This is a genomic window from Streptomyces durmitorensis (genome assembly GCF_023498005.1).
GTDB classification, from domain to species: domain Bacteria; phylum Actinomycetota; class Actinomycetes; order Streptomycetales; family Streptomycetaceae; genus Streptomyces; species Streptomyces durmitorensis.
Genome location: NZ_CP097289.1, coordinates 3006737 through 3022375 on the forward strand (window position 1 = coordinate 3006737; position 15639 = coordinate 3022375).

Consider the following 15639-nt stretch of genomic DNA (forward strand, 5'->3'; position numbering starts at 1 on the left):
GCACCCACACCCCCGGCACCCACACCCACACCCACACCCACACCCATCAGAACTCCCCAGTCGTGCGATCGGTACGGAGCCGTTCGAGCAGCAGCAGCGACACCGCGCACACCACCATCAAAATCGTCGAAAGTGCCATCGCCTGCCCGTAGTTGAGCTCCCCAGCCCGCCCAAGGAGCCGCGCCACGGCGACCGGAAGCGTCGGGTTGTCCGGCCGCGCGATGAACACGGTCGCGCCGAACTCCCCCAGGGACACGGCGAAGGCGAACCCGGCGGCGATCAGCAGCGCCCGCCGCACCATCGGCAGGTCGACCTCCCGCCAGGCCCGCAGCGGCGAGGCCCCGAGCACGGCCGCCGCCTCGCGCAGGCGTCCGTCCACCGCGCGCAGGACGGGAAGCATGGTGCGTACGACGAAGGGCACGCCCACCAGGGCCTGCGCGAGCGGCACCAGGATCCACGTGGACCGCAGGTCGAGCGGAGGCTTGTCCAGCGTGATCAGGAACCCGAAGCCGACCGTCACCGCGGACACCCCGAGCGGCAGCATCAACAGCGCGTCGAAGCCGCGCACCAGGCGGCCGGCCTTCCGGGTGAGCGCCGCCGCCGCGAGCCCGCCGATCACCAGGGCGATGGCGGTGGCGGCGAGCGCGTACTGCAGCGAATTCCAGACCGCGTCGATCGGCGGGACGAGGAAGGCGCCCCCGTCCGCCGAGGTCAGCTCCTTGTAGTAGGTGAAGCCATAGCCGCCGGGACCACTCAGCGACCGCTCGATCAGCACGCCGAGCGGCAGCAGTATCAGCACGGCGATCGTGACCATGACCCCGGCGAGCAGCGTCCACTGCCCGGCGCCGCGCGGACGCCGCGCGACCGCGGACGCGTCAACCAGCTTCAGCGCGGTCTCCCGCCTGCGCACGGTCCACGCGTGCACGGCGAGGATCATGCCGACCGCAGCGAACTGCACGATCGTCAGGACGGCGGCCGTCGACAGGTCGAGGAGCTGGGCGGTCTGCCGGTAGATCTCGACTTCGAGCGTGGAGTACGCGGGTCCGCCGAGGATCTGCACGACGCCGAAGGAGGTGAAGGTGAAGAGAAAGACCATGAGTGAGGCGGCGGCGACCGCGGGACCGAGCGCGGGCAGCGTCACCGTCCGCCAGGCGGTCCACCGCGAGGCGCCGAGCATCCGCGCGGCCTCCTCCTGACGCGGGTCGAGCTGCGACCAGAGCCCGCCGACCGTCCGTACGACGACGGCGTAGTTGAAGAAGACGTGCGCGAGCAGAATCGCCCACACGGTCGTGTCGAGCCGCACGCCCCACATCTCGTCGAGCAGCCCGCCGCGGCCGAGCAGCGCGAGGAACGCCGTCCCGACAACGACCGTCGGCAGCACGAACGGCACCGTGACGACCGCCCGCAGAATCTGCTTGCCCCTGAATTCGAAGCGCGCGAAGACGTACGCGCCGGGGAGCGCGATGAGCAGCGTGAGCGCGGTCGACGCGAGCGCCTGCCAGGTGGTGAACCACAGCACGTGCCGGACGTCGGACTGCGCGAGCACATCGGCGATCCGCCCGAACTGCCACTCCCCGCCCACCTTCAGGCCGCGCGCGACGATCGCGGCGACCGGATAGGCGAAGAAGACCGCGAAGAACGCGACGGGCACGGCCATCAGGCCGAGCCGAGCCGCGCTCCCACGCGAGAGCCCCTTGCGCCCCTTGCGCCCCTTGCGGGACTTGCCTACTTCAGTACGAGCGAGGTCCACGACTTGACCCACTGCTCGCGGTTGTCGGCGATCTTCTTCGGAGCCATGGTCTCCGGCTTGTCGATCGTCACGCCGTGCTTGACGAACAGCTCGGGCAGCTCGGCGTTCTCGCGCACCGGGTTCACGAACATGTTCAGCGGCATGTCGTCCTGGAACTTGGTGCTGATCAGGAAGTCGAGGAGCGCCTTGCCGCCCTTCTCGTTCTTGGCGTTGCTGAGCAGACCCGCGTACTCGACCTGCCGGAAGCAGGTGCCGGTCGCGACGCCGGTCGGCGCCTCCTTGGGCTGCGGCTTGGCGTAGAGCACCTCGACGGGCGGCGACGAGGCGTACGAGACGACGAGGGGCCGATCACCCTTGGCCTTCTTCCCCCCGGCAGACCCGGAGAACTCCTCGTTGTAGGCCTGCTCCCAGCCGTCGACGACCTTGACGCCGTTGGCCTTGAGCTTCTTCCAGTAGCCCTGCCAGCCGCCGTCGCCGTACTGGGCGGCGGTACCGAGCAGGAACCCGAGACCGGGCGACGAGGTGGCGACGTTCTCGGTGACAAGCAGATCCCTGTAGGCGGGCTTGGTCAGATCCTCGAACGACTTCGGCGGCGCCAGCTTCTTGTCGGCGAAGTACTTCTTGTCGTAGTTGACGCAGATGTCGCCGCTGTCGACGGGCGTCACGCGGTGCTTGCCCTGATCAACGCGGAACTGCGAGTTGACCTGGTCCAAGCCCTTGGCCTCGTAGGACTGGAAGAGTCCGTTGTCGAGCGCGCGGGAGAGCAGCGTGTTGTCGACGCCGAAGAAGACGTCGCCCTGCGGGTTGTCCTTGGAGAGGATCGCCTTGTTCACGGCGGCGCCGGCATCCCCGTCCTTGAGGACGTTGACCTTGTAGCCGGACTGCTTCTCGAACTCCTTCAGTACGTCCTTGGAGACGTTGAAGGAGTCGTGGCTGACGAGCGTGACGCTCTTGGAGTCGTCCTTGCCGCCGCTGCCCGCCGACTCGCTGCCGCAGGCGGAGAGCGCGACAAGCCCGAGACCGACCGCGACCGCGGTGACGGTGACCTTCTTGGTGGTGGTGCTCACTGAATCATTCCTCCTGGAGTGACCAGGAAGAGACGCGGCCCTGCCCGCGGACCGGACCGGTCCGCGGGCAGGGCGCAACAGCTTGAGTGATGACCGAACTTCCTACCCGGAATGACCCGGGCAAGGTTCAGAGGGTCTGCGGCCAACCTGTCCTTGGCTGCCGCACTCTCAGCGCTGTGGCGCTCCCCTGTCGGAATATGAAGATGTGTTCCGGCTATGAAGTTGTGTTTCGGCCAGCCTAGCGCTCGGATGCGGCGAGCTGACCGCACGCCCCGTCGATCTCCTGGCCGCGGGTGTCACGCACGGTGACAGGCACCCCATGAGCGGCGATGGCATCCACGAAGGCCTTCTCGTCCTCCGGCCGAGATGCCGTCCACTTCGAACCCGGCGTCGGGTTCAGCGGGATCAGGTTCACGTGCACGGGCTTGTTCTTGAGCAGCCGCCCGAGCCGGTCACCGCGCCACGCGTGGTCGTTGATGTCGCGGATCAGCGCGTACTCGATGGAGAGGCGACGCCCCGACTTGGCGGCGTACTCCCACCCCGCATCCAGCACCTCCCGCACGTTCCACCGCGTATTGACGGGTACGAGGGTGTCGCGGAGCTCGTCGTCGGGCGCGTGCAGCGAGATGGCGAGGCGGCACTTGAAGCCCTCGTCGGCGAACCGGTGGATGGCCGGCACCAGGCCGACGGTCGACACGGTGATCCCACGCTGCGAGAGTCCGACCCCGTCGGGCTCGGGGTCCGTCAGCCGGCGGATGGCGCCGGTCACGCGGTTGTAGTTGGCGAGCGGCTCGCCCATCCCCATGAAGACGATGTTGGAAAGCCGGGCGGGCCCGCCCGGAATCTCCCCGTCCCGCAACGCACGCATGCCGTCCACGATCTGGTGCACGATCTCGGCGGTCGACAGATTCCGGTCGAGTCCGGCCTGCCCCGTCGCACAGAACGGACAGTTCATCCCGCACCCGGCCTGCGACGAGATGCACATCGTCACGCGGTCCGGATAGCGCATGAGCACGGACTCGACGAGCGTCCCGTCGAAGAGGCGCCACAGCGTCTTGCGCGTGGTGTCGTCGTCGCAGCTGATGTGCCGCACCACGGACATCAGCTCAGGAAGCAGCGCCTCCTGGAGCTTGCCCCGCGAACCGGCGGGAATGTCGGTCCACTGCTCCGGGTCGTGCGCGTACCGCGCGAAGTAGTGCTGCGAGAGCTGCTTGGCGCGAAACGGTTTCTCGCCGACAGCGGCGACGGCTTCCTTGCGCTCGGCGGGCGTGAGGTCGGCGAGATGCCGCGGCGGCTTCTTGGCTCCGCGGGGCGCGACGAAGGTGAGTTCTCCGGGTACAGGCATGGTTCTTCCAGTGTCGCAGACGGCTGGGGCCCGGCCAGGTCACCGCCCATCGGTGGTGGTCGTTGTTGGTCACTGCTGGTCGCTGTGGGCCCCCCTTGGACGGCCCACAGACGGCCCGGCGCTCCGTCGGCTGACGTGCGAGAAGAAGCCCATGAGCCCTGTCCGGCCCCCGTACCGCCACGGCCCTCAGACGTGCGTCGAGAGCACGGCCCGTATCGCTGTGCGCCGCGACTCAAGCGTCTCAACGCAGGTCAGAAGGGCACTGCTAGATGACGCATCACGGCTCAGCGCCACGACGGCCCACTTGCAGAGGTATTCGAACACATGACCTAATCTCTGTCATGGCGTCGACCCCCTTCCTCAACGACCTGATCCAGCTCCAGACCGCTTGGACCCGCACGTAGGAGGCGCTCGCCGATCCTCAACCGGCCCACCCCGCGAGGCTGCGCCGTGTTCTACAGCAGCTCTCCACTCGCCTGATGTGGCACCCGTTCTGGTCCACAGAAGCAGGCAGGTCGCCAGCAGCCCGCGTTGGAGCTGCGCCACCTCGCCTCCGCGCGTTCAGAGGGGCACACGTCACGAACGAGCACCTCACCGAGCAGCAAGAGCGCATCCTGCACTGCATCCGGGAGTGGGTCGCCGAGTACGGCGAGAATCCCTCGGTCCGGGAAATCGGCGACCGGATTGGGCTATCCAGCACCTCGTCCGTCGCCTACCACCTTCGCCGTATGCGGGAGCGCGGCGTACAGGTCGAGACACGCGGCCGGACAAGTGGTCGATGCGCACACTGCGGACAGTGACTGAGAACGCCCCAAACACGGGACGACGCACACGAAGCACCCTGGCGGGGATCGAACCTGCGAGCAGTTGGAGCTGCAGCCTTACACCGAGCCCCTTCGGCTTAGCCGACGACTCCACGTGAGCCGGAATGGCGACCTGAATCAGAGCCGACCTAGAGACACCTGTCCAGCAAGAAACGTCCCGTATTTCAGGTCGACTCTGGGCGCCCGTATACCAGCCAGTCAAGAAAGCACGTAAGTTTCACATACTGAGTGGACTTCCAGCCGATCTCTCTTCCGCTCTTCTCGGCCTCCAAGAAGCTCCGCAGCTCGTCGACAGAGACCGCCTGGGGGGACATATAGACCGTGTAGTTTAGGACGCCCTTGACACCCTCCTTTTCCAGGAGGTCGGCTAGACACTCCACCCCCTCGAGATGCCTAGGGGCCGCTTTCCCATACGTGTCACTGGTGGAGATACCTCCCCTACTCTTCTCAGCCATTCGACGCACTCGAGCATGCACATTCGCTGATTCGAGAATATTGCCTGCCTCATCAAGCGCTTCAGCCTCTCGAAGGTACTTAAAGACGGGTATGTTCGAAGATCCCCCAATAGGCGAGGGAGAACCTGACCCAGCACTGCCGAGGCATCCAGAGAGGAATCCCCTGAGATTACGTCATCAATAATATTCCATCGCCCGAGCCCGACATACCCAGTCTGCCCCAACTGTGCACTGACCCCTACCCCAAACACTACCTCGATGTCATCGTCTTTCGAGGCGTCATCGATATCTGCGACCAATAGCCGGTTGTGGGGATCGTCCGAAAGGACCAGATCATAGACCTGCTCCTTGAGTCGCCGAAGCATCTTCGCAGGGAATGCCCTTTTCAATCCGGAAAGAACCTCGAATACTTCCACAAAATCAGGAACGGTTACTCGCAAGACTGTCAGCGAGAAGCCACCGTCCATCATGATCGTGTGCGGTTCAACAGACGACTCAGCTTCTGGTTGCCATTGAATAAACACTAGACGATCTCTTAGTTCGTCAATGTTCTCCTGCTTCAGGCACCCCGCCACAGATCGCAAAATTGACATAACATTCTCATCCCCGAGTGAATAACCGAGGAAAACAACGGGGTGCTCCACAAAGATCGTCATAAGCTTGGCCGCAAGATAGGCGTTTCGCCGCTCAAAGGTAGCGTAGTCCTTTGCAGTCAATACCAGACTATCGGGCGTGCGACAGCTTCCATGAATCTTGTAGATCTCACCAACCCCTTGAGGGTTGGCGAACAGAAGTTCATCCTGACCCACGAATGTCCGAAAATCAGGAAATAGCTCCTCCAACAGGGAGTCATAGTTCGTCGTGATAACGCCGTCGACCACAGCGTTTCTAAGAAGCTCGATTTCAGCCATTTCAGGCTGGCCCAAGCTAGCCAACGATGGAGTGACGGAGAGATGCTTCGCGATTTCTACTTTCAGGGCGGACTCGATGCCGTCCATGGAGCTCGACCATTCGTGACGGCTCGATTCAAAATCATCACTAGCCCACCAGATATCATGGAATACTTCGGCAATCTTCGATGCGACTGACGGTAGATATCCTTCCGCGCTAGTGCGGTAGAACTCGTAGGGCCGAGGGGTCAAGGCGGCGAACCTGCGCAGGAGACCCTCCCAGTCCTCTGTGCCGATGTAACGGCGAGACAGGCCGGATCCAACAAAAAGAAAGGGGGCCGTCATGCTGCGCAGGTGAGCCCCGAGCTTCGCTCGTACAACCGTCATAGAGCGCACTGTACGCCTGGCTTCCAGCTGAGTCGGGTTCTTTGCCAGGCCTCACTTTTAGTCGAGAGCCACTCGTTCGATTTGAGCACGCCGAGGGTGCCTCTTTCTGCTCGCAAGCTGCTATCACTGGTGCCAGATCCTGCGAGGAACAAGGGGACCTGCCCGTCTGACCGCCATGGATACGCCGGTACCTCGGCGTCGCAGGTCAACGCTGAAGCGGCTTAAGCACCCCAGTTTCCCAAGCTGATGCTCAAGAATGGCCTCATTCACGCGACGTGATCGGGAAGCAACCGGCTGGTGAACCCTTCTGCCCGCAGACGCTCAAACGCCTCGTAGGCAGACCATGGAATCTCTTGACTGATCATGAACCCCTGCTCGGGATAGACCATGAGCCGCTGTTGCGCCCCAACAAGCATGTCGATGACGAGCCGCGCATCTTGGATCGAGTCAACGTACTCCGCGAACGCCATGGCCGCAGACGCACTCACCCACGCCACGTCCGGCCAAACCTTGCACGCTGTGGCGTACGACCGACGCTCTTCGTAGGGCTTGCTGACCAGTAGCGCGGATTCAACGGACACCCCGCGCTCTACCAGCAAGGCCCGCGACAGCGTGATGTTCTCGCCAGTGTTCCGGGCCCGCGGCTCAACGAGGATCGCGTCTGCTGGCACTCCGAGCTCCAAGGCTCGCTCGCGGTAGTGATCAGCCTCCCCCTTCGGCATGACCTCCCGTGTTGTACGGCTGGTGGCTCCGGTGAAGACGATCAGCGGAGCCAGGCCACGGTGGTACAGGTCAGCCGTGACGTCAGCTACGCCGAGATCGTGACTGCCGAGCCCGATCGCCACCGAGCATCGTCGGGGTTCGTGGCCCATCTGCTGGAAGTCCCAGAGTTCCTGAGTATCGGCCCATGCCTGTACGGAGATCACGCCTTGCCGCCTTCTTCCTGCGCCGAGTCGGGCACCTTGAAGTCGTTGGACCACGCGTAGGGCGTGGCCGCGTGAACGCCGATGGCGAACTCCACCGTGTCATCTGCGGTGCAGGTCATGCCATGCAGCTCGACGATCCATTCCGTGGCCGGGAGTTGAACCGCGTACGGTGGCAGCGTGGCAAACGAAGATCTGGGGCGGACTCTTCGCCGCTTGCGCCGTCTAGCCGGCCTGACGCAAGAGGAATTGGCCGAGCGCTCGGACGTGTCCGTTGATGTAATCCGTCAGCTTGAGCAGCGCCGCAAGCACTCGGCACGCTTGCCCACGCTTCACGCCTTGGCGAACGGCCTCGGCGTGGAGCTGACGGCGCTTCTGGGGGATCCTCCTGCCGTCTCCTCGACGGGAGAGAACGACGGGCCGCGCTTCGTGGCGGTGCGCCGCGCCATCATGCCGGCGCTCTGGGGACCGGAGCCGAAGCCACCGGAGCCCGGCTTCTCGCTGACCGCCCTGCGCGAGCGGATCGCGGATGGCTGGACGCAGTACCACTCCGCTGAGTTCGACACGGTGATGCAGGCGCTGCCGGACATGATCTCGGACGCGCAGACGGCCACGGTGTCGAGCAGCGACGATGATCGGGGAGCCGGTTTCGCAGCGCTGGGCAAGGTCCTCCAGCTCGCCGGGCACGTCGCCGTACGCATGGGGAAAACAGACCTGGCGCTCATCAGTTTGGAGCGCGCCATAGACGCCGCGGGGCAATCCTCCGACCCCCTGCTACGCCCCATGATCGTCAACTCCGTTGCGTGGACCTACCAGCGGCAAGGGCGCCTCGGGGACGCCCTGAGCATCGCCCTGCACGCCGCCGACGACACCAAGGACAGCGGGCACACGGGGACCGCTGACGGGCTGAAGGTCTGGGGTGCGCTCACCATGTCCGCCGCCACGTCGGCCTCGCGCAGCAACGACTACGAGCGGGCAGCTGCGTTGATGGCGCACGCCGAGAAGGAAGCCGCCCGCGTGGCCAAGCTGCCGCAGGGCAGCGACAGCCGCATGGTCAGCGTGTTCAGCCCGTCGTCGGTGCGTATCGAGCGCGTCCGCCTGGCCGTCCAGTACGGGCACCCCGAAGAGGCCCTGAAGCTGGCCAAGGGAATGCGGCTGAGCAAGGACACCCCGCCGTCCTGGCGGACGTGGCTGTTGCTGGACGTGGCCCGAGCCCATACGGACCTTGGGAGCGCGGGAGAGGCTGTGAAGTCTCTTGAGTCGCTGCGTCGTGTTGCTCCGACCTGGATGCAGCACCACACGTTGGCCGTAGCCATCGTGCGTGACCTGTGGTCGATGCCCAACCACCCTGCAGGGCTACGGTCATTGGCCGAGTTCCTGGGGATCGCCGAATAGCGTCGCAAAAGTAGGACACCACATCCCTGTCACGCTGTGTAGCGAGCCGATTCCATGAGTCGTACAGCGCCCCGGCGACCGCGCGAACGGTCCCGAGGCATGGACGACTGAGATGGAGTCGACATGGGCGAGAGTACGGGCCCAGCATCCGGCGCGGGAAGCAGAACGAGCACACTTCGTACGCAGCCGGTCGAAGTACCAGACCCTGCCACGTTGTCCGTGGCCCAGACTTGCGGACGGGCCTGCGTGTGGTGCGCCGTCACGCTCTCCACAGAGACAGCCATCGAGCTCGGCTCTCGGTCGCAAGGTGGCTTCACTTGGTTCCCCCGTAGTTGCCGCCTCTGCGCCGTCGTCGCCGCACACAAGGCGCACCTTGAGCACTCCCTGAAGTGTCTCCGCTGCTACGACAACCCCGCCCGCTGTTCCGACGGTCAAGAGCTTCGGCAGACGCTGAAGGAAGCTCGGCGATGAGCGAGGGAACGCGGTTCTGCGGACGCTGCGATCAGCCGATCACCCAGGGGCAGCCCACCGTGACCTTCCTGAAGGTCTCCATCTCGGCTGGCGGCGCCACGATCACCTGGCACGCGACGTGTGCGAAACGGGCGGGGTACGTCCGCCGCACACAGTCGTAAACCCCCCTTGCCGTGGCTCGTCGGACAGCCCATGGCAAGGGACGGGGCGGCCCGCCCGTTTGTGAGCCTCGTGGCGGGCGGGCCGCCGGCACTGAGCAAGCACCTCGGGCACGTGGCGTACGGAAATTCGAACACGCGACCCAATCCGACCATGGCAGCGCGCAAGTAAGCCCCGGCACGTGGTGCCGGGGCTCACTCGGAGTGGTGTATCAGCGGTCCTGCGTCACCGGTCCCGTGTCACCGGTCCATCAGGACGAACACACCCCACCCGAGGTACTCGCGCTGATACCTGGCGTGCTGGGCAGGTCCCGCGGCGAGTTCCGCGCGCAGTTCGTCGGCCAGCTCGTCGTCGGGGTTGGCGTCCAGCCAGCGGCGGGTGTTGAGCCACTGTGCCGCTACGTACCGGTCCCAGCTGTCCTGGTCGGCAAGGACCATCTCGACGACATCGCAGCCCAGCGCCCCGAACTGTTCAAGGAGTTCCGGCAGCGGGAGCAGATCGTCCTTGCGGGCCAAGTGGCAGCCCTCGACAGTGGCTTGGTCCTCAGGCTCGCGGCGCCAGTACGGCTCGCCGATCAGCATCATGCCGCCGGGAACGAGACTGCGTCGCAGGAGTTCTACCGTCCCTGCCACGCCGGAGCCGATCCAGGTGGCGCCGACGCACGCCGCGATGTCGACGGGATCGTCGGCGACATGGCCCGAGGCGTCCGCGTGCACGAAGCCGACCCGGTCGGCAACGGACAACTCGACGGCCCGCGCGCGGGCGGCTTCGAGGAAGACGGTACTGATGTCCACCCCCGTGCCGGCCACACCGTGGTCACGGGCCCAGGTGCACAGCATCTCGCCCTTGCCGCAGGCGAGGTCGAGCATGCGGGCGCCTGGCGACGGGCTGATGGCCTGACCCAGGATGGCCAGCTTCTCGCTGGTGAACGGGTTGCAGACGCGATGACTGCTCTCGCGGATGGTGAAGCTACGTGGTAGATCCACTAGGGGGATTCCTTCGGTCCGTGGAAGTGAGAACGGCTGGGCAGAGCGGCCGACGGGAGTTGGCCGCGAGTACCTGGACCGTCATCAAATGCACCTCTTCGGACGAGGGAAGGCTGGGACCGGTCGAGAGTAAGGCCGCTGTGATCACCGCGTCCATCGCATTTCACGTCCTGCCGACACTCGCCTCACGCGATCCCGACCGCCGGGGCATACGGAAAGAGCCCGCCGTCCGGGTGGACAGCGGGCCCCTCACGTACGGACAGAAGCAGGTCAGCCGGACCCCACGAAGATGACGAGCAGCAGCCACACCACCGGCGCGGTCGGCAGCAGCGAGTCGAGGCGGTCCATGATGCCCCCGTGACCGGGGAGCAGCGTGCCCATGTCCTTGATGCCGAGGTCACGCTTGATCATCGACTCGCCGAGGTCACCGAGCGTCGCGCTCGCGGCGACGGCGAGGCCGATGAGCAGCCCCTGCCACCACGTGCCGCCGTCGATCAAGAACTCCATGCACAGCGCGCCGCCCGCCATCGCGAACGTCACCGCTCCGACCAGGCCCTCACGGGTCTTGCCCGGGCTGATGCGCGGCGCCAGCTTGTGCTTGCCGAAGCGCCAGCCGATCGCGTACGCACCGGTGTCGCTGACCACGGTGAGGAGCAGGAACGTGAGCACCCGCATCGCACCGTCGTCCGAGGTGAGCATCATCGCCACGAACGTCGCGAGGAACGGGACGTAGAACGCCGCGAAGACGCCTGCCGTGACGTCCTTCAGATAGCCCTCGGGCGGCTCGGTCATCCGCCAGACGAGCACCGCGAGCGCGGTGAGCGCCATGGCGACCCAGGCGCCCTCGGGCCCCCGGACGTATCCGGCGACGACCATCGCGGCGCCGCCCACAGCGAGCGGAACCAGCGGAGCCTTGATGCCCTTGCGCTCCTCGAGCCGCGAGGTGAGCTCCCAGAGACCGACCACGACGGCGACTGCTATGACGCCGACGAAGACGGCCTTCACGATGAAGAGCGACGCGACGATCACCGCGCCGAGCCCCACGCCGACTCCTATGGCCGCCCCGAGATCACGGCCCGCGCTCTTCTTCTGCGGCGCTTGAGGCGCTTGAGGTGCCTGGGGCGCTTGAGGTGCCTGGGGCGCCTGAGGCGTACGAGGCGCCTCGGGGGCGGGCTGTGATGCGCTGGGCATGGGCTCCTGGGGTACTTCAGGCATGTCAGGCACGATGGGCATGGGCTGCGTCTCTGCTGGATACAGGGCGTCATGCGCATCGTACGCGGGACCTGCCGGGGCAGCCCCTTGAGCAGGGCCCTGGTCGGGCGGCCCCCAGTACCCGGCTCTGGGAGGCGCCCCCCAGGAAGAGTCGTTCACGGATCGGATTCCTCAGTCCTCAGACCACGAGCCCTCAGACCTCGAGCAGCTCGGCTTCCTTGTGCTTGAGCAGCTCGTCCACCTGGGCGACGTACTTCGCGGTGGTGTCGTCGAGCTCCTTCTCCGCGCGACGGCCCTCGTCCTCGCCGATGTCGCCGTCCTTGATCGCCTTGTCGATCGCTTCCTTGGCCTTGCGGCGGATGGAGCGGATCGAGATCTTGGAGTCCTCGGCCTTGGTCTTGGCGACCTTGATGTACTCCTTGCGGCGGTCCTGCGTCAGCTCGGGGAACGTCACCCGGATGATGTTGCCGTCATTGCTCGGGTTGACGCCGAGGTCGGAGTCGCGGATCGCCTGCTCGATGTTGCGCAGCGCGCTCTTGTCGAACGGGGTCACCACGGCCATCCGCGGCTCGGGCACCGAGAACGAGGCGAGCTGATTGATCGGCGTAAGGGCGCCGTAGTAGTCAGCCACGATCTTGTTGAACATCGCCGGGTGCGCACGGCCTGTGCGAATCGCGGCGAAGTCCTCCTTGGCGACCACGACGGCCTTCTCCATCTTCTCCTCGGCCTCGAGGAGGGTCTCTTCGATCACCACTTGCTCCTGCGTGTTGTGAGTGGGCTGGGGGCGCCCCCACACGGTGAAGTAGGGGGAGTCCATGGGGCGTCGGCTGCGTCGCGTCTCTTTCCCTGCACCGTGTCCGACCGGCAGGGCTTTGTCCATCCCTCGGGGGCGTCGCCGGGATCAGGCGCGGGTGCCCTCGTCGCCCACGAGTGTGCCGATCTTCTCACCCTTGACAGCACGGGCGATATTGCCGGTGGACAGCAACTCGAAGACCAGGATGGGCAGCTTGTTGTCGCGGCACAGGGTGATCGCGGTCATGTCGGCGACCTTCAGGTCGCGGGTGATGACCTCGCCATAGCCGAGCGCGTCGTACTTCACCGCGTCCGGGTTGGTCTTGGGGTCGGAGTCGTAGACCCCGTCGACGCCGTTCTTGCCCATGAGCAGGGCCTCGGCGTCGATCTCCAGGGCGCGCTGCGCGGCGGTCGTGTCCGTGGAGAAGTAGGGCATGCCCATACCGGCGCCGAAGATGACCACGCGGCCCTTCTCCAGGTGCCGCACGGCGCGCAGCGGGATGTACGGCTCCGCGACCTGGCCCATCGTGATGGCGGTCTGCACGCGGCACTCGATGCCCTCCTTCTCCAGGAAGTCCTGGAGGGCGAGGCAGTTCATGACCGTGCCGAGCATGCCCATGTAGTCGGAGCGCGCACGGTCCATGCCGCGCTGCTGCAGCTCCGCGCCGCGGAAGAAGTTGCCGCCGCCGATGACGGCCGCGATCTGGGCGCCGTCGCGGACGACCGCGGCGATCTCCTTGGCGATCGCGTGCACCACATCGGGGTCGACGCCAAGGCCGCCCCCGCCGGCGAATGCCTCACCGGAGAGCTTCAGCAGGAAACGACCGGCGACTTTGTCGTCACCACTGTTTGTGTCGGCCTTGGTGGTCATGGAGTTCTCGCTTCTTTTTGCTCGGCGCACATACGAAGAAGGCCACTGCCGGTGGGGTGTTGTTCGCATCCCATGCTCGGCAATGGCCTCCTCGTCAGATCTGCGGTCGTACGTCGCGTACTGCGTGGGGTACGCGGGCGACCGCTGTCGACCCTAGCGGGGTCTACCGTCGATCGCGGTACGGACTCAGATGCCGACCTTGATGCGCGAGAAGCGCTTCAGGGTGACACCGGCCTCGTCCAGGACCTTCTGGACGGACTTCTTGTTGTCGAGCGCGTACGGCTGACCGAGGAGGGTGGCCTCCTTGAAGAAGCCGTTGACGCGACCCTCGACGATCTTGGGCAGCGCGGCCTCGGGCTTGCCCTCGGCGCGGGTGGTCTCCTCGGCGACGCGACGCTCGGACTCGACGACCTCGGCCGGGACGTCCTCGCGGGAGAGGTACTTCGGCGCGAAGGCGGCGATGTGCTGCGCGATGCCCTTGGCGAGGTCGGCGTCGGCCTTGTCCAGCTCGACCAGGACACCGATCTGCGGGGGCAGGTCGGGCATGGTGCGGTGCATGTACGCGGTGACGAAGGCGCCCGAGAACTGCGCGAAGCGGTCCAGGACGATCTTCTCGCCGAGGTTGGCGTTGGCCTCGTCGACGTACGCCTGGACGGTCTTGCCGGCCTCGATCTCGGACGCGAGGAGCGCCGCGAGGTCGGCCGGGGACGTCTTGGCGATGTGCGCGGCGAGCGAGTTCGCGACAGCCTGGAACTTCTCGCCCTTGGCGACGAAGTCCGTCTCGCACTTCAGCTCGACGATCACGCCGGAGGTGTTGTCGTCCGCGATGAGGGAGACCACGGCGCCGTTCTCGGCGGAGCGGCCCTCACGCTTGGCGACGCCCTTCTGGCCCTTGATGCGCAGGGCTTCGACGGCCTTGTCGACGCTGCCGTCGGCCTCGTCGAGCGCCTTCTTGCAGTCCATCATGCCGGCGCCCGTGAGCTCACGAAGCTTCTTGACGTCAGCGGCGGTGTAGTTCGCCATGATCCTGAAATTCTCTCTCGACAGTCGGAAAGATCTACGGGTGAACGGCGGGGGCCCACAGGCCCCCGCCGTCAACTACCGAACCTGTGAAGGTCAGGCCTGCTCGGCGTCCGCGGCCGGGGCCTCGGCGTCAGCCGCGGCGGCGGGGGCGTCGGCCTGCTCGGCGTCGGCGACCTTCTCCGTCTCGGCGGACTTCTGAACCTCGGCCTCGGCCTCGGCGGCCTTCGGCTCGTCGGCCTTGGCCTCCTCAGCCTTGGGCTCGTCGGCCTTCTTCTCGCCCTCGAGCAGGTCGCGCTCCCACTCGGCGAGCGGCTCGCCGGCGGCCTTCTCGCCCGGCTTCTGGTCGCCCGTGGCCACGCCGGAACGGGAGATGAGTCCCTCGGCGACGGCGTCGGCGATCACGCGGGTGAGCAGGGTGACGGAGCGGATCGCGTCGTCGTTGCCCGGGATCTTGTAGTCGACCTCGTCGGGGTCGCAGTTGGTGTCGAGGATGGCGACGACCGGAATGTTGAGCTTCCGGGCCTCACCGACCGCGATGTGCTCCTTCTTGGTGTCCACGATCCAGACGGCGCTGGGCACCTTGGACATCTCGCGGATACCGCCGAGGGTCTTCTCCAGCTTGGCCTTCTCGCGGGAGAGGACGAGCAGCTCCTTCTTGGTGAGGCCGGACGCGGCCACATCCTCGAAGTCGATCTGCTCGAGCTCCTTCAGGCGCTGCAGGCGCTTGTAGACGGTCGAGAAGTTGGTGAGCATGCCGCCCAGCCAGCGCTGGTTCACGTAGGGCATGCCGACGCGGGTCGCCTGCTCGGCGATGGCCTCCTGCGCCTGCTTCTTCGTGCCGACGAACATGACCGTGCCGCCGTGGGCGACGGTCTCCTTGACGAACTCGTAGGCGCGGTCGATGTACGACAGCGACTGGAGCAGGTCGATGATGTAGATGCCGTTGCGCTCCGTGAAGATGAAGCGCTTCATCTTCGGGTTCCAACGACGGGTCTGGTGACCGAAGTGGACGCCGCTTTCCAGCAGCTCCCGCATCGTGACGACGGCCATGGCCGTACTCCTAGGTGTTCTCGGTTGTGCCGCGTCCGC

At 65.9% G+C, this 15639-nt stretch carries 13 protein-coding genes and 2 pseudogenes; 3 read left to right on the forward strand and 12 right to left on the reverse strand.

All coding sequences use genetic code 11. The features are described 5' to 3' along the window. Positions 1–46: 46 nt before the first annotated feature. The 3 genes from M4V62_RS13250 to rlmN form a co-directional block, all read right to left on the reverse strand. Positions 47–1750, reverse strand: coding sequence for an ABC transporter permease (locus M4V62_RS13250; protein WP_425575230.1), 1704 nt, complete (start codon positions 1748–1750; stop codon positions 47–49). After that, complete coding sequence (locus M4V62_RS13255) at positions 1726–2817, reverse strand: thiamine ABC transporter substrate-binding protein (protein ID WP_249587470.1); 1092 nt, start codon at positions 2815–2817, stop codon at positions 1726–1728. Before M4V62_RS13255 ends, M4V62_RS13250 begins: the two co-directional genes overlap by 25 nt. Before the next feature lie 238 nt (positions 2818–3055). Then, positions 3056–4162, reverse strand: coding sequence for a dual-specificity RNA methyltransferase RlmN (gene rlmN / locus M4V62_RS13260; protein ID WP_249587471.1), 1107 nt, complete (start codon positions 4160–4162; stop codon positions 3056–3058). Between the two features lie 428 nt (positions 4163–4590). Here rlmN and M4V62_RS13265 point away from each other — a divergent pair. Further along, positions 4591–4962: pseudogene (locus M4V62_RS13265) on the forward strand (LexA family protein); the annotation flags it as partial. 391 nt (positions 4963–5353) lie between these two features. Here the strand turns inward: M4V62_RS13265 and M4V62_RS13270 are convergent. From M4V62_RS13270 to M4V62_RS13280, 3 genes and pseudogenes are all read right to left on the reverse strand, one after another. Next, positions 5354–6718 (reverse strand): SIR2 family protein, encoded by a 1365-nt coding sequence (locus tag M4V62_RS13270; RefSeq protein WP_249587473.1) that lies wholly within the window; start codon positions 6716–6718, stop codon positions 5354–5356. A gap of 266 nt (positions 6719–6984) precedes the next feature. After that, positions 6985–7644: a YdcF family protein gene (locus tag M4V62_RS13275; RefSeq protein WP_249587474.1), complete on the reverse strand. Its 660-nt coding sequence runs from the start codon at positions 7642–7644 to the stop codon at positions 6985–6987. After that, positions 7641–7805: pseudogene (locus M4V62_RS13280) on the reverse strand (GntR family transcriptional regulator); the annotation flags it as partial. The pseudogene M4V62_RS13280 and the gene M4V62_RS13275, both read right to left, overlap by 4 nt. A 16-nt stretch (positions 7806–7821) precedes the next feature. On the opposite strand from M4V62_RS13280, the gene M4V62_RS13285 reads away from it, so the two are divergent. Both M4V62_RS13285 and M4V62_RS13290 read left to right on the forward strand, forming a co-directional pair. Then, positions 7822–9036 carry a helix-turn-helix domain-containing protein gene (locus M4V62_RS13285; protein ID WP_249587475.1) on the forward strand — a complete coding sequence of 405 codons (1215 nt, stop codon included), beginning with the start codon at positions 7822–7824 and terminating at the stop codon, positions 9034–9036. A gap of 467 nt (positions 9037–9503) precedes the next feature. After that, complete coding sequence (locus M4V62_RS13290) at positions 9504–9668, forward strand: hypothetical protein (RefSeq protein ID WP_249587476.1); 165 nt, start codon at positions 9504–9506, stop codon at positions 9666–9668. Positions 9669–9905: 237 nt separating this feature from the next. Here the strand turns inward: M4V62_RS13290 and M4V62_RS13295 are convergent, their stop codons facing one another. The 6 genes from M4V62_RS13295 to rpsB form a co-directional block, all read right to left on the reverse strand. After that, a complete protein-coding gene (locus M4V62_RS13295; protein ID WP_249587477.1) occupies positions 9906–10652 on the reverse strand; it encodes an SAM-dependent methyltransferase in 747 nt (248 codons plus the stop codon). 270 nt (positions 10653–10922) lie between these two features. After that, positions 10923–12023, reverse strand: coding sequence for a phosphatidate cytidylyltransferase (locus M4V62_RS13300; protein ID WP_249587478.1), 1101 nt, complete (start codon positions 12021–12023; stop codon positions 10923–10925). A 34-nt stretch (positions 12024–12057) separates the two neighbouring features. Then, positions 12058–12615 (reverse strand): ribosome recycling factor, encoded by a 558-nt coding sequence (frr, locus tag M4V62_RS13305; protein WP_127829926.1) that lies wholly within the window; start codon positions 12613–12615, stop codon positions 12058–12060. Positions 12616–12765: 150 nt separating this feature from the next. Beyond that, positions 12766–13527 (reverse strand): UMP kinase, encoded by a 762-nt coding sequence (gene pyrH, locus M4V62_RS13310; protein WP_249587479.1) that lies wholly within the window; start codon positions 13525–13527, stop codon positions 12766–12768. Between the two features lie 186 nt (positions 13528–13713). Continuing rightward, positions 13714–14550 carry a translation elongation factor Ts gene (tsf, locus tag M4V62_RS13315; RefSeq protein WP_249587480.1) on the reverse strand — a complete coding sequence of 279 codons (837 nt, stop codon included), beginning with the start codon at positions 14548–14550 and terminating at the stop codon, positions 13714–13716. Between the two features lie 93 nt (positions 14551–14643). Then, entirely contained in the window at positions 14644–15600 is a 957-nt protein-coding gene (gene rpsB / locus M4V62_RS13320; RefSeq protein ID WP_249587481.1) for a 30S ribosomal protein S2, read from the reverse strand. Positions 15601–15639 lie beyond the last annotated feature (39 nt).

Excerpts from the sequence above, each read along its gene's own strand:
- rlmN (WP_249587471.1), bottom strand. The coding sequence starts at position 4,162 with ATGCCTGTACCCGGAGAACTCACCTTCGTCGCGCCCCGCGGAGCCAAG.
- M4V62_RS13270 (WP_249587473.1), bottom strand. The coding sequence starts at position 6,718 with ATGACGGTTGTACGAGCGAAGCTCGGGGCTCACCTGCGCAGCATGACG.
- M4V62_RS13290 (WP_249587476.1), top strand. The coding sequence starts at position 9,504 with ATGAGCGAGGGAACGCGGTTCTGCGGACGCTGCGATCAGCCGATCACC.
- pyrH (WP_249587479.1), bottom strand. The coding sequence starts at position 13,527 with ATGACCACCAAGGCCGACACAAACAGTGGTGACGACAAAGTCGCCGGT.
- tsf (WP_249587480.1), bottom strand. The coding sequence starts at position 14,550 with ATGGCGAACTACACCGCCGCTGACGTCAAGAAGCTTCGTGAGCTCACG.
- rpsB (WP_249587481.1), bottom strand. The coding sequence starts at position 15,600 with ATGGCCGTCGTCACGATGCGGGAGCTGCTGGAAAGCGGCGTCCACTTC.